This window comes from Bacillus cereus group sp. BfR-BA-01522, assembly GCF_022662635.1.
GTDB classification, from domain to species: Bacteria; Bacillota; Bacilli; order Bacillales; family Bacillaceae_G; genus Bacillus_A; species Bacillus_A cytotoxicus.
Genome location: NZ_JAKUDY010000002.1, coordinates 89,822 through 109,321, shown reverse-complemented (window position 1 = coordinate 109,321; position 19,500 = coordinate 89,822). Strand labels below are relative to the sequence as shown.

Sequence of the window (19,500 nt, the reverse complement as noted above, 5' to 3'; positions counted from 1 at the left end):
CTTACGCTCGTTTGAATTGTTGTAAGAAACGTACATCATTTGTATAGAAATGACGAATGTCATCTACGCCGTATTTCAACATTGCGATACGCTCTGCACCCATACCGAATGCAAAACCTTGATATTCTTTTGAATCATAACCAGCCATTTCAAGTACGTTCGGGTGAACCATACCTGCGCCTAAAATTTCAATCCAGCCAGTTCCTTTACAAGTGCCGCAACCTTTACCATGACACATCATACAAGAAATATCCATCTCTACAGATGGCTCTGTGAATGGGAAGAAACTTGGACGAAGACGAATTTCACGATCTTCACCGAACATCTTTTTCACGAATACTTGAAGTGTACCTTTCAAATCACTCATACGAATATTTTTATCAATTACAAGACCTTCAATTTGCATGAACTGATGTGAGTGTGTCGCATCATCATCATCACGGCGATATACTTTACCCGGACAAATAATTTTAATCGGACCTTTTTCTTTATTGTTTTCCATTGTACGTGCTTGCACAGAAGATGTATGTGTACGTAGTAACGTTTCTTCTGTAATATAGAATGTATCTTGCATATCACGTGCTGGGTGATCTTTCGGTAAGTTTAATGCTTCGAAATTGTAGTAGTCTTTTTCTACTTCTGTTCCTTCAGCTACTTCATAACCCATACCGATAAATACATCTTCAATTTGTTCAACAACAGCTGTTAACGGATGGTGACAACCTGTTTCAACAGGACGACCTGGCAGTGTAACATCAATTGTTTCAGAAGCTAGTTTCGCTTCCATTACTGCTTTTTCTAAGTTGCTCACTTTTTCTTCTAGACGAGTTTGAATTGCTTCACGCACTTCATTTACTAATGCTCCCATACGTGGACGCTCTTCTGGGGATAATTTCCCCATGCCGCGTAATACTTCTGTAATCGGGCCTTTTTTACCTAAATACGCTACGCGTACGTCGTTTAAACTCTTTAGCTCTTTTGCTTCTTCAATAAGCTTTAACGCTTTTTGCTTTAGCTCTTTTAAACGTGCTTCCATTTGGAACCCTCCTAATTTTAAAAATAAAAAAACCTCGCTCCCAAAAAGGGACGAGGTAAATTCGCGGTACCACCCTAAATTGACAGAACAAGTCTGTCCACTTCATTAGTTATAACGATCAATTCTGACCGGAACGCCTTTACATATACATGGTCCTGGCGTCAACTCCAGAGGTGAATTCACTTCCGTCTACCATAAGAATGCTTTCAGTCTAAGGCATTCTCTCCCTATATGGCGATTTTGAAAGTTACTCTTCTCTATCAATGTTTTTCATTCTATTCTTTTTATTATATGTTCAACTTATTATAAGAAGTTTTTTAACGATTCGCAACCGGGCTTTGTAAATAATACGTTAAAATTCCAGCAGCTACTGCTACATTTAGCGACTCGGCCCCGCCATAAATCGGAATATATAAGTTTTGATCACATTTTGCAAGAATATCTTGGTGCACACCATTTCCTTCATTTCCTACAATTAATGCGAAACTTCCTGTTGGTGTTATTTCGCCATATGGAACACCATTTTCTAGCGCTGTTCCGTATACAGGAACGTTATGTGTTTTTAACTTGTCTATCCATTCTTCTAAATTCCCTTTGACAACTGGCAAATGAAAAATAGAGCCTTGTGTAGAGCGGAGCACTTTACTATTATAAGCGTCTACACATCCTTCTCCAAGTACAACAGCATGAACACCTGCTGCATCAGCCGTGCGAATAATTGTCCCTAAATTGCCTGGATCTTGAAGACCATCGAGCAAAAGAAATTTCCCATTTGAAAGCTCTACTTCTTTTTCTTGTTTCTCGCAAACTGCAAATACACCTTGTGTTGTTTCTGTTTCCCTAAGCACCTTTACAATCGGTTCAGGGACAATATACATTTCGACATCAGAAACGATCCAATCTTTCGGAAGGTCCGTTTGATCTGAAACGATAAGTTCTGTAACAATGTCTGCTTTTAAAGCTTCTTCTACTAAATGGAATCCTTCTACAAAGAATAGTCCTTTCTTATCGCGTTCTTTTTTTGTTTGTAACTTTTTCCACTGCTTCACACGCGGATTTTTTACTGAATCAATATTTTTCATTCTATGCATTCCCTCTCTTCTTGTCTTCTCATTATAGCCTATTTTTCATACATATTTACATAAAAAAGAACAAAAACTAATGGCAGTTTCAATTCCGAAAATGAGGTGACTGAAATGAACTTTAATTTACGCGGGGCAGTATTAGCAAATATAGCTGGTAATACACAAGATCAATTACAAGAAACGATTGTTGACGCTATTCAAAGCGGCGAAGAAAAAATGTTACCGGGACTTGGTGTTTTATTTGAAGTAATTTGGAAAAATGCAGATGAAAATGAAAGGCACGATATGCTCGAAACACTAGAACAAGGATTAAAAAATAAGTAATATCACAAGCCTGTCTCCAAAAAAAATTTTTTTTGGAGACAGGTGTTTTTTACCTTGTATACAAAATCATCGTATATCGGCGATTTTTCAAATATATCGGCGATTCGACACAAGATATCGACCAGTCGACAAATTCCGTCATCTTATTACTACTAAAAATAATAAAAGCCCGTCTCTTTCCTCTAAATCTTTCTACTTTACTAATACTGCTTAATGGAGTACAATGTTCAAAATATATTTTAATCGGTTAAAAAAGGAGTAAATGTTTTATGCGCCACGTTACACTTGAACAAATTTTCGAACATCATATTACACAAAAGTACGTAAGCCGTTCTGGAATGGTTCATGCGATTGCCGTCGCTTATCATGCGTTTCACTTAGCGAAAAAGCATCACGCCTCAGTCGATGCGGCAACAAAGGCTGGCTTTCTTCATGACATCGGACATCATACATGGTATAGCGATGGAAAATGGGACTATGAATTATATAAAAAGAATGATATCCATGCAATTAAAGGAGCGGAAAGAGCTCATAAATTGTTGATTCGATTAGGAGAACACCCTAGACTTGCAAAAGAAATTTCCATTGCGATTCTTCTGCATACAGACTCTTTCCTAGTAAAGCAAGAGATTGAAAGAACACCTCTTCAACAGGTTATTAAATGGGCGGATGAAGCAGATGAAGAGCCGGGTGGAGCACATCATTACCGAACAATTTCTTATGAAAAAGCATTGAAAGCTATTCAACAATTAGATCAAATGGTAGAGCGTGAATTACAAACACAACAAACGAAATCCAATAAAAAAATAGCGCAAATTTGTCAATAAATAAGAGGTATCACTGCATAGCGATACCTCTTTTATTATTTTCCTGTTTTATCTTTTTTGGAACAGGACTACTAAGCGGCTTATTTATATTACTCCCACTGGCGATTTATACTGAAGGCATTTCAAATAAAAAGACAATTACTCTATATGAATCTCTTGGAAATGCTACAAGCATTTTTATCATAAAAATAAATTTATTTTTAATCATATCTAAAATAACCCTAACATTGTAAAATATAACTTATTAACTAGAAGGAGATTTTATATGGATATTTTGGCTTTTGTATGGATTTTCTTTATGCCTATCCTCGTAATGTCAGGCGTGATTGGTGGAATGTTTTTAATAATAGCAGGCGTGAATTATCGGAAGTTACTCGTGGTCTTAATGGGATTGCTCTCTTTTTCCTTTGTGGTACTCCCTTTTGTTTTCTGGGGCATGGGGATTGATAGTGATAAATTTCTTCGTATTCCAACCGTTCTATATTGGATTCTATTCTCTTTAACTGGTTTGTTAGCAGGAGTCAATGGCATACAATTAAAAGTGAAAAGTATACGCAATATGGGATTCATTATTTTTTCTACAGGAATGTTAGGTGCTATTTTCTATTATTTGATGTCCCTACCTAATTCATTCTCTATATAACAGAATCGTTTACAGTTATTGCTCATCAACTTCTCGTTACAGATTAACTATAAAAAAGCAGGGACATTAATTCCCTGCTTTTCGATTTGGCTTATTACCTGATTTCAAGAAGAATGATAATACCCAGGCAATACCCGCTAATATGGTTGCAATTAAGAACGCATCATTAATACCGTTAATTGCAGATAGCTTTGAAATTTGTCCGTATAATAGTTGCGTACTCATCACATCTCCAGCTTGTGCGGAACCAGCTAAAGCTGCTAAGCTTTGTCCCATTCCGTGTACTTTATCAACTAAAATCGGATTTGTCGTTGTTAACATATTTCCGTAATCTGCTACGTGATAGTTTGTTTGCTGCGTCATAATTGTAATTAAAATCGCTGTACCAATTGAACCGGCGACTTGTCTTGACGTATTTTGTGTTGCTGTACCATGCGAAATCAATTTCATCGGCAACGCATTCATACCAGCTGTCATAATTGGCATCATAATAAACGACATTCCGATTGAACGTATGATGTAGTCTCTCATGATTACACTATATGGTGTCTCCATTGTTAATTTCGTAAATTCATATGTTGCATATGTTGTAATTGCTAACCCAATGATTGCTAAGGGACGAATGCCATACTTATCAAATAGTTTCCCTGCAATCGGTCCCATAATCCCCATAATTAATGATCCTGGAAGAAGCAGTAGACCGGATTCAATTGGCGTAAAACCACGAATATTTTGCAGATAGACAGGAAGTAATAACATACCTCCAAATAGCGCCATTGTTACAATTGCGTTAATTAACAATGTGAAAGTAAATGTTGGATACTTAAATACATGTAAATCCAACATTTTATTATCCGTCGTCATTTCTCTCCAAATAAACAATGCAAGACCAATTGTACCGATGATCAGAGAAACAACAACTTCTGTACTGCTCCAACTATTATTGCCGGCTTCACTAAATCCATATAATAAGCTACCAAGTCCAATACTTGAGCTAATTACACCAAATAAATCCAATTTCGCTTTCGATACTGGCTGTGCTAGTGTAAAGAATTTTAATGATAATAAAGTAATGATTAGGCCAATCACAAACATCACATAGAACATTAAGTTCCAGCTGTAATTTTCAATGACCCAACCTGTTACAGTCGGTCCAATAGCTGGTGCTAAAATCATCGCTACCCCTAATAATCCCATCGCAGCTCCTCGCTTATGGGGAGGGAACAGTGTCATAAAAATATTCATACCAATTGGCATTAAAACACCTGCACCAACTGCTTGAATTACACGGCCTATCATCATCATCGTAAAGTTTCCAGATATAGCACAAATAATAGAACCTACTGTAAAAAATACCATTGCTGCTATAAATAAATTACGATACGTAAAGCGCGATACTAAAAAGGCACTGATTGGGACTAAAATCCCGTTTACAAGCATAAATCCTGTAATTAACCATTGCGCTGTTGAAGTTGAGACATTAAATTCATTCATTAATGGTGGCAAAGCAACATTAATAATCGTTTGGTTTAAAATCGAAACAAACATGCCAAGAATCAATACTGTCACAACTGCTTTTACATTTACATTTTCTATTGGCAAATGCTTTTTGGGTACTTCTTTCTTAGCTGCTTCTAATTCTACAAGATTGGAAGCTTTTTGTTCCGGTTGCTTCGTTTCTATTTTACTTACGGCTGGGACCTTCTCTTCTCCCGCGTTTGTTTTTTTCTTTCTAAAAAGACGATTTACCAGGAAGAAGACGATAATACAAAATATAGCATATCCTACTATTAAAGATGAGGACATTTTATCTCCCCCCCTTATTTATGAATACGAACTGTCACATTCATTCCAGGAACAATATTTACTGACTTACTGTGGTCTAAAGAAATTTTAACCGGTACTACTTGTGTCACTTTTGTATAATTTGCTGTTGAATTGCTTGATGGTAACATCGAGAACGTATTTGCTGTTGTTAAACCAATTTGTTCTACTTTTCCTGTTAATGTTGTATCAGGATACGCATCAACATATACATCTACTTCTTGTCCTTTTTGTACATCATCAATATCTGTTTCTTCAATGTTTGCTGTTACCCATAGATCATTCATATCAAATGCGTATGCAATTGGGCTACCTGCCCCAACAAAAGCATTTGTTGTTGCATTAGATTGTACAACTGTTGCACCTTGTGGAATTGTCACATCCATTGTTTGTTCACCATTTGAACCTGATGTCGTAACGGCACCTAGTTTATCATTTTCATTGTAGCTTTTACCTACTTCTGCTTGCCATTCTGTTAATTTCCCTGCTACTGGTGATGCAATTGGAATTACTTTCCCATCAATTTTCGCATTCTCTGTCTTTAAATAGTTTTCGGATTGGTTGTAGTAGTAGTAACCACCGATACCGCCGCCAACTAATACGATTAATGTGATGATGTTGATCATCACCATTCTTCGAAATTGATTCATTGCTTTTCTCTCCTTATATCGAATATAATTTTTCTCTAAACGATTTCTATCCTTTTGTTTATATTGTTTAATTATTAATTATATTAACAATTAAACAAAAAAAGCACACCTTTTGCATGATAAAGTAAGCTTTTCTATCCATCATACGAGTGGTGCTGTTTTCTAAAGGAATATCGTTTATAATTATAAATAATTATTTCAAATCTACAACCGACAAATTAAGCATATATGTTGTTTACCCAACATTTAATTATGTATATGTTGATTAAATAAATAAAACTCAACAAGGAGAAACAAAAATGTCTATTAAAAATACAAATGATCCACGTGTAAAACGAACGAAACAGCTCATACAGGATGCTTTTATTACTTTAGTAGGCGAAAAAGGTTTTGAAAATGTAACCGTGCAGCACATTGCGGAACGCGCTCCTGTTAATCGTGCTACTTTTTATAGTCATTATCATGATAAATACGACCTGCTTGAAAAAACGATTACTGAAATGTTAGAAACACTAACTGAAGCAATTAAACCAAAAAAGCGAAATAAAGAAGATTTTCAGCTCACATTTGATTCACCACACCCAAGCTTTTTAGCTCTATTTGAACATATCGCAAAAAACGAAAAGTTTTATCGCGTTATGCTCGGTGATCAAGCAGCTGGCAATTATGCATATAAAATGATGAAAACCATTCAAACTCATTTAACTTTAAGTTTATCCATCGCACAGCCAAATGATGAAAAACTTATCGTTCCACGTGATATTCTTATTAGCTATATCACTGGCGCTCACCTTGGCATCATTATGTCTTGGCTCAAAAAGGGAATGATTTACACACCTCACTTTATGGCACTTCAATTAACGCGTTTAATCATTTTAGGAGTACATACTGCAGCTGGATTAGAGCGCCCTTTTTAAATAACAAAAAGCGAAGAGACATCTCTTCGCTTTTTGTTTAATCAAATGTAATATTATGTACAGCCTCTTTATCAAGACGTTTAATCACTTCTACAATGAGTTTCACTGCATTTTCATAATCGTCACGATGCAACATAGCAGCATGAGAGTGAATGTAACGAGTTGCAATTGTAATTGCCATAGATGGAATACCATTTACAGAAATATGAATCGCCCCTGCATCAGTTCCGCCTCCAGCTACAAAGTCGTATTGATATGGAATATCTAGCTCATCAGCAACATCCACTACGAAATTACGAAGCCCAGTATGACCAATGACAGATGCATCATATAAAATGATTTGTGGCCCATCTCCCATTTTACTTTGCGCTTCTTTTTCTGTTACTCCCGGTGTATCGCCAGCAATTCCAACATCTACTGCAAACGCAATGTCGGGTTTAATATAGTTTGCTGACGTTTTCGCACCGCGCAGTCCTACTTCTTCTTGAACTGTTCCAACACCGTATACAATGTTTGGATGTTTTTCATCTTTTAATTGTCTTAATACATCAATCGTAATAGCACAACCAATGCGGTTATCCCACGCTTTTGCAAGCAGCAGTTTTTCATTTTTCATCACTTGGAATTCGAAATATGGTACAACTTGATCTCCTGGTCGTACGCCCCATTCCATTGCTTCTTCTTTGCTAGAAGCACCGATATCGATGAACATGTCCTTAATTTCAACTGGTTTTTTACGAGCTTCTGCTGATAAAATGTGTGGTGGTTTTGAACCAATTACACCTGTTATATCCCCTTTGCACGTTATAATTGTTACACGCTGTGCAAGCATAACTTGTGACCACCAGCCACCTACCGTTTGAAAACGAAGAAAACCTTTATTATCGATTTGTGTAATCATAAAGCCCACTTCATCTAAATGACCAGCTACCATAATTTTCGGACCGTTTTCTTCTCCTACCTTTTTAGCAACTAAACTTCCTAAATTATCTGTAGAAAGTTCATCCGCAAACGGTTCAATGTACTTTTTCATTACTTCACGTGGCTCACGCTCATTTCCCGCAATACCGCGCGCATCTGTTAGTTCTTTCAGCATTGTCAATGTTTTATCTAACTTTTGCATTGTCAATCCCTCCTTTTTCTTCATTTAACCTATTATATAATAAGTAAATTGAAATATTCAAAAAAACAAAGTGAAACTTTAATCAGTGGAGATTTTCTTTATGCTCCACTGATTATAAGCCTTCATCCATTAATATCCTTGCGTTTGACGTTGATGATTCACTTTATTTTTATCCAAATATGCTTTTTCAATTTCTTCTTGACTAAATTCAAGAACTTGTCCAAGACGAAGATAGCTTGTAAATAATTCGATATAGTTTGTAATAGACGGTTGATCCGTGAAACGAATTACTTTTGCATATGTGTCTAAGAAACTTTCCACCTGTGTTTTATTCGTTTGTGCACATTTATAAAATAGAAAGTTCTTATCAATTCCTAAATCAATACCAATTGATAAAATAAAATGTAAACCATCTACATATTCTTCTAGTATGACTTCACGTTCAGATGCTGGCTTTGTACTCCAATATTTAAAACAACGCGTTTCATTTGCAAGTTCTCCAATTTCAACAAGGAGCGCTAACATTTTTTCTTTTAATAGCTTCTTCGGCTGTAAGTCATGTTCTTTTGTAATATGATCATCTAATTCTTTTTGCAATTTAAATAGCTGTAGTAAATCCATTCCATCGTCCTCCTCTAACATCGCACAAAGACAATGTTGTTTCATCTCATATTTCACATAAGCTAAAAGCCCTACCCTTATTACCTATTTCGCTTTCTATTCCCTTATGAAATATCTTGTCCTTAAATCATGAATACATTTCAATCATCAGTAAATGATATGATAATACTTCTATATTATCTTTACATTATAACAGTGTCGTTTCTACTAGAAAAGATACCTTTCAGAAGCAATAAAAAAGTTAGAGAAGTCCCTCTTGACGTTTTATTACATAATTATAAAATTTATACACATTTTTCCGTTTATTCCATCAAGATGACGTGTTTCTATCATCGCTTCTACTTTTTCTTCCTCATCAAGTTTTTTGCGAGCTCTACTAAGGCTCCTTTTTCATATATCTACTTCTTTTCTTCATTTCCAGATAGGTTAATCTTAGGAACACATAAAAAAACCTTAGAAGAAAATCTTCTAAGGTTTTCAAGCAATTATTTTAAGTTGTTTTTTGCAACTGTTGCTAATTCAGCGAAAGCTTTTTCGTCATGAACAGCTAAGTCAGCAAGCATTTTACGGTTAACTTCGATACCAGCAAGTTTTAAACCGTGCATTAAGCGGCTGTAAGAAAGACCATTCATGCGAGCTGCTGCGTTAATACGAGTGATCCATAATTTACGGAAGTCACGTTTCTTTTGGCGACGGTCACGGAACGCATATAATAAAGACTTCATTACTTGTTGGTTAGCAACTTTGAATAAAGTATGTTTAGAACCGTAGTAACCTTTCGCTAATTTAATCATTTTTTTACGACGTTTACGAGTAACTGTACCACCTTTTACTCTTGGCATAATATTACCTCCTAGTGTGTTCTATATATCAACCGAACTTATTTTAAGTTGTCAAGCATTTGACGGATACGTTTGTAGTCACCAGCACTTACTAGACCAGCTTTACGTAGTTTACGTTTCGCTTTTGTAGACTTATTTGCAAATAAGTGGCTAGTATAAGCGTGATCACGTTTAAGTTTACCAGATCCAGTTTTTTTGAAACGCTTTGCAGCGCCGCGATGAGTTTTTTGTTTAGGCATAGGTATTTCCTCCTCTATCTATTACTTATCGTTTTTCGGTGCTAAAATTAAGAACATGCTACGTCCTTCCATTTTAGGCTTAGATTCAATTGTTCCTACTTCAGCACAAGCTTCCGCGAAACGATCTAAGACACGTTGACCGATTTCTTTATGAGTAATGGCACGTCCTTTAAAGCGAATAGATGCTTTAACTTTGTCGCCTTTACCTAAAAATTTAAGAGCGTTGCGAAGTTTTGTGTTAAAGTCATGTTCATCAATTGTTGGACTTAAACGAACTTCTTTCATGCTAATTACTTTTTGATTTTTACGCTGCTCTTTTTCTTTCTTTTGTTGCTCAAAGCGGAATTTACCATAATCCATAATGCGGCATACTGGCGGTTTCGCATTTGGAGCAACTAATACTAAATCAAGATTAAGATTTGCAGCCATATCTAAAGCGTCATTACGAGACTTAATACCAAGTTGATCACCATTTGCACCAACTAAACGTACTTCACGAGCACGAATTTGCTCGTTAATCATCATATCCTTGCTAATAGTAAGCCACCTCCAAGATTTTCTCAGAATATGTTTGCAGTCATAGAACCCGAACAAAAAAAGTGCGGGCATACGACACCCACACTTGTACTATCTTACGTAAGAAATACATTTACCTGTTAACTGCGAATGCGTCAATCAGGTGAGAAGCGGGTGCTTCTACTTGCTCTACAAAACAATATTCTATTATCCTTGATGAGTTTACCATAGGATATAATGTCTGTCAAGAAGACACGTTTTCCTAACAACAAGAAACATTGTAACAAACAACACGAATACATGCAATACTTTTTTATGATTAGTATCATTTCATTACTATATGTATTCAGCAAGAAAGTCGCGGCATGCCGCGACTTTCTTATCGTTTCCCTTCAACTTTAATCATATCAACAAAGGCATCTAATGCAATTGTTTCTGATTTTTGTTCACCATATTTACGTACATTCACGCCATTTTCAGCAACTTCATTATCACCTACTACAAGCATGTATGGAATTTTTTGCATTTGTGCTTCACGGATTTTGTAACCAATTTTTTCTTCACGTGTATCTACTTCAACACGAATACCAGCACGTTGCAATTCTTCTTGCACTTTCTTCGCATAGTCTAAGTGCACTTGCGGAGAAACTGGAATAACTTGTACTTGAACTGGTGCTAACCAAGTTGGGAATGCACCTTTATACTCTTCAATTAAGAAAGCAACGAATCGTTCCATAGTAGATACGACACCTCGGTGAATAACTACTGGACGATGTTGTTTTCCGTCTTCACCAACGTAAGTTAATTCAAAACGCTCTGGAAGTAAGAAGTCTAATTGAACTGTTGACAGTGTCTCGTCTTTTCCAAGTGCAGTACGAACTTGAACATCAAGTTTTGGACCATAGAATGCCGCTTCACCTTCAGCTTCATAGTATTCAAGTCCCATTTCGTCCATTGCTTCTTTTAACATTCCTTGTGCTTTTTCCCACATTTCATCATCCGCATAGTACTTTTTAGTATCTTCTGGATCGCGGTAAGATAGACGGAATGAATAATTTTCTAAACCAAAGTCTTTGTATACTTCTAAAGTTAAGTTCACAACACGTTTTAACTCTTCTTTAATTTGATCTGGACGGACGAAGATATGTGCATCATTTAAAGTCATTCCACGTACACGTTGTAGTCCAGATAACGCACCAGACATTTCATAACGATGCATTGTTCCAAGTTCTGCAATGCGGATTGGTAATTCACGATAACTGTGAATGTCGTTTTTATAAACCATCATATGATGAGGACAGTTCATTGGACGAAGAACTAATTCTTCATTATCCATCTGCATAGATGGGAACATGCCATCACGATAGTGATTCCAGTGACCAGAAGTTTCGTAAAGTTCTCTGCTTCCTAATACTGGAGTATATACGTGGTTATAACCTAAGCTTACCTCTTTATCAACAATGTAGCGCTCAATAATACGGCGAATTGTTGCACCTTTTGGTAACCAAAGAGGTAAACCTTGTCCCACTTTTTGATTATTTGTAAATAATTTCAACTCTTTACCTAATTTACGATGATCACGTTCTTTTGCTTCTTCAAGCATACGCATATGTTCATCTAATTCTGCTTTCTTCACGAATGCAGTACCGTAAATACGTTGTAGCATTTTATTGTTGCTATCACCGCGCCAGTAAGCACCTGCAACGCTTAACAATTTAAACACTTTAATCTTCCCTGTAGATGGAAGATGCACACCGCGGCAAAGATCGAAGAATTCGCCTTGTTCATAAATTGAAATAACAGCATCTTCTGGAAGGTCGTTAATCAATTCTAATTTTAGTTCATCATTAATTTCCTCATAACGACGAAGAGCTTCGGCGCGAGGCACTTCATGACGAACAATTTCTAAGTTTTCATTTACAATCTTTTGCATTTCTTTTTCAATTTTTGGGAAATCTTCAACGGTAATTGCTTCTTCCATATCAATATCATAATAGAAGCCGTTTTCGATTACTGGTCCAATACCAAGCTTCACATCTTTATATAAACGTTTTAACGCTTGAGCTAATAGATGAGCTGTTGAATGGCGTAAAATATATAAACCATCCTCAGAATCTAATGTAACAATTGAAATTGCACCGTCTTTTTCAATTGGTGTACGAAGATCAAGCATCTCATCATTCAATTTTCCAGCCACAGCTTTTTTCTTTAAGCCTGGGCTAATAGAAGCTGCGATTTCTTCAGTTGTTATTCCTTTAGGAAACTCCTTAACAGCTCCATCAGGGAAAGTAATTTTAACTACATCTGCCATCACTGGTCACTCCTCTTCTTCTCAAAATAAAAAACACTCATCCCCATAAAAGGGACGAGTGTTGAATTCGTGGTTCCACCCTTGTTCCAATTAACTAAACTGTTAATTGCTCAAGTTCAACATAACGGTGTTGTCCGTTAGCAATTACTAGACAAACGTTCACTGCTAAAGTTCAGAGGTGGTAAGTAATAAACCCGTATTAGGAAGCTCACACCTTCATACTTCCCTCTCTGAAAATCGTAGTAAATTACTCATGTCCTCATCGTGACATTTCAATATATTTCGTTTATGTAGGTAATTATATGCTCAAAAACTTAGAAAATCAAGGGCGTCACCCTTATTTTTTATTTTTTTCATATTGTGCTCAAATTCATGTAATGCATACAACTGCACCCTTTCCTGAAATACATTTTGCAGGGTAATAATCACATTGTGATCCTGTTCCTTTGCGTACAAATAAATCTTTTTTGGTGCAATCGACAAAAGCGGTGCAATTACCTTCGTATCAACATAGATATCTTTTTGATTTACTAAATCTTCATCTATATACTGCACTAATTTCTCTTGTTTTAAACGTACTCCTTTTTCATTATAAAAAATAAAACTTTCATCAAATACAAGGTGCAAACAAGACAATCGGGATTTTCTATTACTTACTTGTTGCCTTAGCATTTCAATAAACATTTGATATTCCTGCTCCATTTTATATTCATCAATCGCGACTATAGCGAGTCGATTGATCCTCTCTTTATATGCGCGAAGACGAAATTGAACGTAGGATGAAAATGAAAAGGATAAAGGGTCTCTTAGCCAATCTTTTAACGAAGAAACAACTTGAGACTCCATCTCTTTCTGCGTTAAATCTTGTGCGACTCCTTTTCGTTTCCCCTTTAAAATCTCATGTGCCATATGTAAAATTTGGCGACACTCTTCTTGATCCTCATAAAAAAACTTCTCTTTCAAAATCGTACGGAGCCATTCATTTTGTTTAATATTCACAATAAAATAAAGAAGCACTGGAATCAGAACTTTTCTAATATAGTTCGATTCACATATCGGAATATGGATTACTACTTTCTTTTCACTTACATAAATACTCGTTTCTTTATATAAAGCTTCCGTCCTTTTCATAAGTTGTCGATATACATATACAGCTTCATTTTTTTCTTCGAAACAAATTTCAATCACTTTTGTCCCCCCTTTTATCCCCGTTCCAAACAAAGCCTTCTCTTACGAAGAAGCGAAAGAGTCTACCATCCGGAAAGCTTTTACTCTTCGCTCGATATTTCTTGCTAATTTTATATATATTAAGGGCAGGGGAAAAAAATGATACAAGCTCATATGAATTTTGGTTGCTTTAATAAAAAAAAGAGCAAGCATCCACTTACTCTTTTTGTCACGATTTGCTTCGCAACTCGTATTCTTGATCCGAATCGTTGCAATCTCATATCATAGGTATGAGATATGTTTACATATGACGACGGTTCTTACCACCAATTGCAACAGGTTTTGCTAGGTATTTAATCCGTTCCATAATCCGAGCCGCTTTCATCTCTTCCGCTTCTCCACGTTGCGTATATGTTAAATGATGTTCTAATTGTTTAAAATCAAAATTAGATGTAAAAAACGTTGGTAAGTTCTCTAGCATTCGGAACTGCAATATCGCACCTAGGACATCATCACGTACAAAGCTCGACATCGCCTCTGCTCCAATATCATCTAGCATTAATACCGGTACATATTTCACCGCATCAATTTTCTCGCTAATTGTATTGTTCTGTAATGAGCTTTTTATTTCGCGTAAAAATTCCGGTAAGTAGACAATCATCGAGCTTATCTTTCGCTGCGCTAATTCGTTTGCAATTGCTCCTAAAATAAATGTTTTCCCTACACCAAATGGCCCATAGAAATATAGTGCTTGCACCTTTTTCCCTGGTTCATATGCATTTAAAAATTCATTGGCAGCACGTATCGCTTCAAAACGATCTCCATCTGATAAATCAAGCGAAGACATAGAAGCTTGCAATATATCCTTTGGCATATATACACTTTGAATTAACTTTTCTTGTTTCTTTCTCTCATCGTAAGCCACTTGTCGAACGCAGCGATCATATTGAATGTCTATCATTTTACCTTGAATAATTAATTTCGGTTCATATCCTTGAATGATATTTTTACACGATTCTAAGTTCGGACAATCCGCACACCCAACACTTTGGCCAATGTATTCATATAGTTTCACTAAACTTCTCTCGATCATGGAAGTTGTTACTTCATCTTTATGTTCTTCAATAAATGCCTTTACACGCGGATGTTCCATAACTTCTGCTTTCAATATTTCATATCTATTTTTAAAGTTTTCATTTTGCATTAATTTTGCAAATGAATTTTGAATATGCTCCATTCTTTCACCTCAAAGAGCGTTCATTCTCCTCTATTAATCACGCTTATATTTTTTCAATTCTTCTTCTAATCTCTTTCGTTCTTCTTCTAGCTTGTTCGTTTTTCGTTTTGAACTTGCCTTTTTCTTATCTGACGATGATTCTTTTGATTCTGCTTTCAGCCAATCCGGTACCATTTCTTTTCGTACTGTTTTTGTCGATGGACGTCCCTTTTTCTTTGTCTCCGCCCATTCTTGATATTGACGATTTTCTTCTTTCGCTAAAGCCATCGCTTCTGATACTGTGCTTACTTTTTTCCTTGCCCAATGACCTGCAATCTTTTCAACATATGTTTTAGCAAGTTTCATATCAGAACGCAACATTACATAATAAATAAGAACATTCACAACTCCCGGTGCTAATTTTTGATTCAACATAACATCTTCTACAATTTGTAAATCTGCCTTTGTTGCCTCTGCGCCACCTGAAATTTCTTTTAATAACTGCTTTGGTGAAATTTCTTCTAATTGTTTTATTAACAACTCTTCTTGCGTAGAAGGTTCTTTCTCCGCCATTGTTCGTGCTGAATGAGGTTGTACACGTTCACTTAATACCGGAAGTGCTTGTCCATGTTCAAATTGATACCAATCACGAGCCCCTTTACGAAGACGTTCCATATCAATTGTTTGCATTTCCGTCATTGCACCAAGAACAATATTTTGCATGGATAACACATCCACTCCGTATACATAAGCTAGTGTAATCACGCATTCACGAACTTGTTCTGTAATTGATTTTTTAGGAACAAGCGCCGATAATCCTTCAACAAATAGTGAAAAATCAAAGAAATCATTCCAAATTGCAGGTGCATTTCCTGTTTCATTTTTCGGCATCACTGTTACCTTTGGAATACGAAGTTCTTCTTGTACATGTTCAAACTGTTCTGGATTAAACGAACCAAATACATCATTAAAAGAATGCGTAATATTCTCATATGAAGTAAAATCAAACGTTTCTTCTAAGAAATATTTTTTTACTTGGTTGTACTTCGTTCTACTTAACCTATTGTATAAGAAAATACTTAAAACAATATCATCAAAAAACTGTTTTGGAGATAATGGTGGTTGCAGTTCATATATAAACATACGAATGTCTTTTTCCTTTTTGATATAGACATTTAAAAGCCCAATTGCTTCTAGCTTTCTTCGTTCCTCATATATTTCAGGAAGCTGCATTTGCATGGTTACCATAAGAGAGTGGTGCGTATTCTCTTTACCAAACAAGCGATCTTGTTCCAACTCCCCCCATAGTGTCATGTATAAACTAAAAGCTTTGCTACCTACTAAAGGTTGGTATAGCATGGTTAATACTTTCCGGTCATAGCTATGCAACAACCCTTTTGCGCTTACTTTATAACGATCAATTGGCAATAGCTCCATCCATGACTGTTTTTCCATCCTTGAAATTCCTTTCTTTCATCCATTCTACCCTAACATCTACCATGTGTTCACCTTATAGAACTTCTTAGTGAAAAAGAGCTATTAGCTTACGCTTCTAGCTCTCCTGTCCCGTTATTCGCAAATCAGATTTTTGTCCCGCTATTTTAGGGCAGTAAAACTCCCACCTTAAGATTTAGAGAGAAACAAGGAAGATAACGGGCCATAATACCCAATCAGCGCGAGGTGAAAACCTCGTCTTATTCTCTCTCTTTTTGCAGTATATCTTTTAATTCTTCAATAAACACATTTAAATCTTTAAATTGGCGATATACTGAAGCAAATCGTACATAAGCAACATCATCGATATCCCTTAATGCTTCCATCACAATTTCACCAATCATATCGCTTTTTACTTCCGATATTCCTAGATTCCGAAGCTCACGCTCTACATTTTGCGTTACTTCCTCCAATTGCTTTAAAGATACCGGTCGTTTTTCACAAGCTTTAATTAAGCCACGTAAAATCTTTTCTTTATTAAATTCTTCTCGTGTACCTTCTTTTTTTACAACAATAAGAGGTGGTTCTTCCACTCGTTCAAATGTTGTAAATCGGTTTAAACAACTTTCACATTCTCTCCTTCTTCGAATAGAGCGTCCTTCATCTACTGGACGTGAATCCAGCACTCTCGTACCATTATGAAAACAGGATGGACAACGCAACGTATTCACTCCCTTACAAAATAATCTTTACTCTTTTTCATTTCTCTACACGTAAATATATATCCACATTATATAACTTATTTATCTGTGCTTACCACTTTAAACTTATTTTATATAAATTAAAAAAAGAGGTGTATTATACACCTCTTTACATTTTAAATCAATTATGTCCTTTTTTAAAGAGCTTTTGTTTCTCTTTGCTTAATTTCGAAGCTACCTGTACCTCGAGGAAGCTCGATGCTCTCGCGCGTTTTCGCATTTAAGCCTTCTGCAATATATTCTGCAGCAACATTTGGATCGATACGATCCCCGCAAGTATAAACATCAATACTCGCATAGCCGTGTTCTGGAAAGCTGTGAATTGTTAAGTGTGATTCCGAAATAATTACAACTCCACTTACACCCTGCGGTGCAAACTTATGAAAGGCAACCTCACGTACTTCAGCACCAGCTCTTAGCGCTGCATCCACAAACAATTGTTCAATAAACGGCATATCATTAAGCTTGTCGAAATCGCAATCCCAAAGTTCAGCGATTACGTGACGACCCATAGTGTCCATAGTATCCATTCTACAGTTCCCCCTTATAAATTTAATCTAACTGTTCGAATTGAAAACTAATTTGCAATTTGGCTTGCTCCACTACCACGGGGGAAAGTTAGTCCAGAGAGGTCCTAACCCTTTAAGTAGTGACTACGTACCTCAGCTCTTAAGTTTACGAGTGTTAGTATACTTTGTTTATTTTCATTTTGCAACAACAGTTTTTTTGATTTTTTGTCAAATTCTCTTCTTTACTTTTCCCAAAATGAAATAAACGATTCACAAATACAGTAATCACAATGTTTTTCAGTATGTATCTTACTTAATAATATATCCATATAACTTTTTCATTTTTTTGAAAAGGAAAAAGAAGGCAAGCAATTGCTTGCCTTCTCATTTTTTCACTTAAATATGTTGAACATTTTCTTGTTTTGCTAGTTCTGCAGTAACTAATTTCACAAGATCGACAACACGGCGAGAGTAGCCCCACTCATTATCGTACCAAGCAAGAACTTTCACTTTACGTTCAGCCATTACCATTGTGGATAAACCATCAATAATCGCTGAGTGTGTATTCGTATTGAAATCAATAGAAACTAAAGGCTCTTCACTGAACTCAATAATTCCTTTCATTGTACCATTTGCAACTGTTTTAAACGCTTCATTAATGTCCTCAACTGTTACATCACGTTTTAAATCAACTACTAAGTCAACAAGTGACACGTTTGGTGTTGGCACGCGAAGCGCCATACCGTGAAGTTTTCCATTTAAATGCGGAAGAACTTTCGCTAATGCTTTTGCAGCTCCTGTTGTTGTAGGGATGATAGACTGCCCACAAGCGCGTGCTCTTCGTAAATCTTTATGTGGATTATCAATATTTTTTTGGTCATTTGTATAAGCGTGAACAGTTGTCATTAAACCGTTTTCAATTCCGAACTGTTCATCTAACACCTTCACAACAGGTGCTAAACAGTTTGTTGTACAAGATGCATTTGAAATAACTGTATGTTTTGTTACATCTAATTGTTCTTCATTTACACCAACTACAACTGTTACATCTTCATTTTTACCAGGCGCTGTTAAAATAACTTTTTTCGCACCAGCTTCTACATGAAGCATCGCTTTTTCTTTTGCATTAAATTTACCAGTTGCTTCAATTACAACTTCTACACCTAGCTCTTTCCAAGGCAATTCTTTTGGATCGCGATTGTTTAGAAGGCGAATCATTTTTCCATCCACTAGTAAATGATCTTCAAATGCTTCAATTGTTCCATCAAACTTTCCATGAATTGTATCATACTTAATCAAATGTGCTAATGTTTCCGCTGGATAGCTTGCATTAATCGCCACAATTTCGAATGCGCTTTCTTTTATTGCCTGACGAAATACCATTCTTCCAATACGTCCAAAACCATTAATTGCCACACGAATCATAATATGTTATCCCCCTTGAATGCGTTATAC

Annotated in this window: 20 protein-coding genes and 3 other annotated features; of the genes, 4 read left to right on the top strand and 16 right to left on the bottom strand. The window is 36.0% G+C overall.

Annotation, left to right across the window (positions count from 1 at the left end; all coding sequences use genetic code 11):
- Position 1: 1 nt before the first annotated feature.
- Together pheS and MR059_RS03240 are read right to left on the bottom strand one after the other, a co-directional pair.
- Positions 2-1,036 carry a phenylalanine--tRNA ligase subunit alpha gene (gene pheS, locus MR059_RS03245; RefSeq protein ID WP_012095707.1) on the bottom strand — a complete coding sequence of 345 codons (1,035 nt, stop codon included), beginning with the start codon at positions 1,034-1,036 and terminating at the stop codon, positions 2-4.
- A 43-nt stretch (positions 1,037-1,079) separates the two neighbouring features.
- Positions 1,080-1,309: a binding site (T-box leader), on the bottom strand.
- A gap of 44 nt (positions 1,310-1,353) precedes the next feature.
- On the bottom strand, positions 1,354-2,118 hold the full coding sequence (locus MR059_RS03240) for a TrmH family RNA methyltransferase (protein ID WP_012095708.1): 765 nt from the start codon (positions 2,116-2,118) through the stop codon (positions 1,354-1,356).
- Between the two features lie 114 nt (positions 2,119-2,232).
- On the opposite strand from MR059_RS03240, the gene sspI reads away from it, so the two are divergent.
- The 3 genes from sspI to MR059_RS03225 all read left to right on the top strand — a co-directional run bounded on the left by sspI (position 2,233) and on the right by MR059_RS03225 (position 3,915).
- Positions 2,233-2,445, top strand: coding sequence for a small acid-soluble spore protein SspI (gene sspI / locus MR059_RS03235; protein WP_012095709.1), 213 nt, complete (start codon positions 2,233-2,235; stop codon positions 2,443-2,445).
- A gap of 269 nt (positions 2,446-2,714) precedes the next feature.
- Positions 2,715-3,272: an HD domain-containing protein gene (locus MR059_RS03230; RefSeq protein ID WP_012095710.1), complete on the top strand. Its 558-nt coding sequence runs from the start codon at positions 2,715-2,717 to the stop codon at positions 3,270-3,272.
- Between the two features lie 265 nt (positions 3,273-3,537).
- Complete coding sequence (locus MR059_RS03225; protein ID WP_012095711.1) at positions 3,538-3,915, top strand: hypothetical protein; 378 nt, start codon at positions 3,538-3,540, stop codon at positions 3,913-3,915.
- Positions 3,916-3,981: 66 nt separating this feature from the next.
- On the opposite strand, the gene MR059_RS03220 is transcribed toward MR059_RS03225, so the two are convergent.
- Together MR059_RS03220 and MR059_RS03215 are read right to left on the bottom strand one after the other, a co-directional pair.
- Complete coding sequence (locus MR059_RS03220) at positions 3,982-5,721, bottom strand: DHA2 family efflux MFS transporter permease subunit (RefSeq protein WP_012095712.1); 1,740 nt, start codon at positions 5,719-5,721, stop codon at positions 3,982-3,984.
- Positions 5,722-5,735: 14 nt separating this feature from the next.
- A complete protein-coding gene (locus MR059_RS03215) occupies positions 5,736-6,389 on the bottom strand; it encodes an HlyD family secretion protein (RefSeq protein WP_012095713.1) in 654 nt (217 codons plus the stop codon).
- Between the two features lie 299 nt (positions 6,390-6,688).
- On the opposite strand from MR059_RS03215, the gene MR059_RS03210 reads away from it, so the two are divergent.
- Positions 6,689-7,306 carry a TetR/AcrR family transcriptional regulator gene (locus MR059_RS03210; RefSeq protein ID WP_012095714.1) on the top strand — a complete coding sequence of 206 codons (618 nt, stop codon included), beginning with the start codon at positions 6,689-6,691 and terminating at the stop codon, positions 7,304-7,306.
- A gap of 37 nt (positions 7,307-7,343) precedes the next feature.
- Here the strand turns inward: MR059_RS03210 and MR059_RS03205 are convergent, their stop codons facing one another.
- The 12 genes from MR059_RS03205 to MR059_RS03150 all read right to left on the bottom strand — a co-directional run bounded on the left by MR059_RS03205 (position 7,344) and on the right by MR059_RS03150 (position 19,470).
- A complete protein-coding gene (locus tag MR059_RS03205; RefSeq protein WP_012095715.1) occupies positions 7,344-8,429 on the bottom strand; it encodes a M42 family metallopeptidase in 1,086 nt (361 codons plus the stop codon).
- Between the two features lie 129 nt (positions 8,430-8,558).
- The gene (locus MR059_RS03200) at positions 8,559-9,050 is read right to left on the bottom strand and encodes a dUTP diphosphatase (protein WP_041810065.1); all 492 of its coding nucleotides are present in this window, start codon (positions 9,048-9,050) and stop codon (positions 8,559-8,561) included.
- Between the two features lie 485 nt (positions 9,051-9,535).
- On the bottom strand, positions 9,536-9,892 hold the full coding sequence (rplT, locus tag MR059_RS03195; protein ID WP_012095717.1) for a 50S ribosomal protein L20: 357 nt from the start codon (positions 9,890-9,892) through the stop codon (positions 9,536-9,538).
- A gap of 38 nt (positions 9,893-9,930) precedes the next feature.
- A complete protein-coding gene (rpmI, locus tag MR059_RS03190; protein WP_012095718.1) occupies positions 9,931-10,131 on the bottom strand; it encodes a 50S ribosomal protein L35 in 201 nt (66 codons plus the stop codon).
- 21 nt (positions 10,132-10,152) lie between these two features.
- Positions 10,153-10,656, bottom strand: coding sequence for a translation initiation factor IF-3 (gene infC, locus MR059_RS03185; RefSeq protein ID WP_109090154.1), 504 nt, complete (start codon positions 10,654-10,656; stop codon positions 10,153-10,155).
- A 62-nt stretch (positions 10,657-10,718) separates the two neighbouring features.
- Positions 10,719-10,839, bottom strand: a sequence feature (ribosomal protein L20 leader region).
- Between the two features lie 187 nt (positions 10,840-11,026).
- Positions 11,027-12,958, bottom strand: coding sequence for a threonine--tRNA ligase (thrS, locus tag MR059_RS03180; protein ID WP_012095720.1), 1,932 nt, complete (start codon positions 12,956-12,958; stop codon positions 11,027-11,029).
- Between the two features lie 47 nt (positions 12,959-13,005).
- Positions 13,006-13,233 (bottom strand) — a binding site (T-box leader).
- 31 nt (positions 13,234-13,264) lie between these two features.
- Positions 13,265-14,146 (bottom strand): putative sporulation protein YtxC, encoded by an 882-nt coding sequence (gene ytxC / locus MR059_RS03175; RefSeq protein ID WP_048724075.1) that lies wholly within the window; start codon positions 14,144-14,146, stop codon positions 13,265-13,267.
- A gap of 280 nt (positions 14,147-14,426) precedes the next feature.
- Entirely contained in the window at positions 14,427-15,362 is a 936-nt protein-coding gene (gene dnaI, locus MR059_RS03170; RefSeq protein WP_012095722.1) for a primosomal protein DnaI, read from the bottom strand.
- Positions 15,363-15,395: 33 nt separating this feature from the next.
- The gene (locus tag MR059_RS03165; protein WP_012095724.1) at positions 15,396-16,796 is read right to left on the bottom strand and encodes a replication initiation and membrane attachment family protein; all 1,401 of its coding nucleotides are present in this window, start codon (positions 16,794-16,796) and stop codon (positions 15,396-15,398) included.
- A 239-nt stretch (positions 16,797-17,035) separates the two neighbouring features.
- Positions 17,036-17,497 (bottom strand): transcriptional regulator NrdR, encoded by a 462-nt coding sequence (gene nrdR, locus MR059_RS03160; RefSeq protein ID WP_012095725.1) that lies wholly within the window; start codon positions 17,495-17,497, stop codon positions 17,036-17,038.
- A gap of 176 nt (positions 17,498-17,673) precedes the next feature.
- Positions 17,674-18,057, bottom strand: a complete 384-nt coding sequence (gene speD / locus MR059_RS03155; protein WP_176371956.1) for an adenosylmethionine decarboxylase — start codon at positions 18,055-18,057, stop codon at positions 17,674-17,676.
- A 384-nt stretch (positions 18,058-18,441) separates the two neighbouring features.
- A complete protein-coding gene (locus MR059_RS03150; protein ID WP_012095727.1) occupies positions 18,442-19,470 on the bottom strand; it encodes a glyceraldehyde-3-phosphate dehydrogenase in 1,029 nt (342 codons plus the stop codon).
- Positions 19,471-19,500: the final 30 nt, after the last annotated feature.

Excerpts from the sequence above, each read along its gene's own strand:
- sspI (WP_012095709.1), top strand. The coding sequence starts at position 2,233 with ATGAACTTTAATTTACGCGGGGCAGTATTAGCAAATATAGCTGGTAAT.
- thrS (WP_012095720.1), bottom strand. The coding sequence starts at position 12,958 with ATGGCAGATGTAGTTAAAATTACTTTCCCTGATGGAGCTGTTAAGGAG.
- dnaI (WP_012095722.1), bottom strand. The coding sequence starts at position 15,362 with ATGGAGCATATTCAAAATTCATTTGCAAAATTAATGCAAAATGAAAAC.
- MR059_RS03205 (WP_012095715.1), bottom strand. The coding sequence starts at position 8,429 with ATGCAAAAGTTAGATAAAACATTGACAATGCTGAAAGAACTAACAGAT.
- MR059_RS03210 (WP_012095714.1), top strand. The coding sequence starts at position 6,689 with ATGTCTATTAAAAATACAAATGATCCACGTGTAAAACGAACGAAACAG.
- MR059_RS03230 (WP_012095710.1), top strand. The coding sequence starts at position 2,715 with ATGCGCCACGTTACACTTGAACAAATTTTCGAACATCATATTACACAA.
- speD (WP_176371956.1), bottom strand. The coding sequence starts at position 18,057 with ATGGACACTATGGGTCGTCACGTAATCGCTGAACTTTGGGATTGCGAT.
- MR059_RS03150 (WP_012095727.1), bottom strand. The coding sequence starts at position 19,470 with ATGATTCGTGTGGCAATTAATGGTTTTGGACGTATTGGAAGAATGGTA.
- MR059_RS03220 (WP_012095712.1), bottom strand. The coding sequence starts at position 5,721 with ATGTCCTCATCTTTAATAGTAGGATATGCTATATTTTGTATTATCGTC.
- MR059_RS03225 (WP_012095711.1), top strand. The coding sequence starts at position 3,538 with ATGGATATTTTGGCTTTTGTATGGATTTTCTTTATGCCTATCCTCGTA.
- MR059_RS03215 (WP_012095713.1), bottom strand. The coding sequence starts at position 6,389 with ATGAATCAATTTCGAAGAATGGTGATGATCAACATCATCACATTAATC.
- infC (WP_109090154.1), bottom strand. The coding sequence starts at position 10,656 with ATGATGATTAACGAGCAAATTCGTGCTCGTGAAGTACGTTTAGTTGGT.
- MR059_RS03165 (WP_012095724.1), bottom strand. The coding sequence starts at position 16,796 with ATGGAAAAACAGTCATGGATGGAGCTATTGCCAATTGATCGTTATAAA.
- pheS (WP_012095707.1), bottom strand. The coding sequence starts at position 1,036 with ATGGAAGCACGTTTAAAAGAGCTAAAGCAAAAAGCGTTAAAGCTTATT.
- MR059_RS03200 (WP_041810065.1), bottom strand. The coding sequence starts at position 9,050 with ATGGATTTACTACAGCTATTTAAATTGCAAAAAGAATTAGATGATCAT.
- MR059_RS03240 (WP_012095708.1), bottom strand. The coding sequence starts at position 2,118 with ATGAAAAATATTGATTCAGTAAAAAATCCGCGTGTGAAGCAGTGGAAA.
- rplT (WP_012095717.1), bottom strand. The coding sequence starts at position 9,892 with ATGCCAAGAGTAAAAGGTGGTACAGTTACTCGTAAACGTCGTAAAAAA.
- rpmI (WP_012095718.1), bottom strand. The coding sequence starts at position 10,131 with ATGCCTAAACAAAAAACTCATCGCGGCGCTGCAAAGCGTTTCAAAAAA.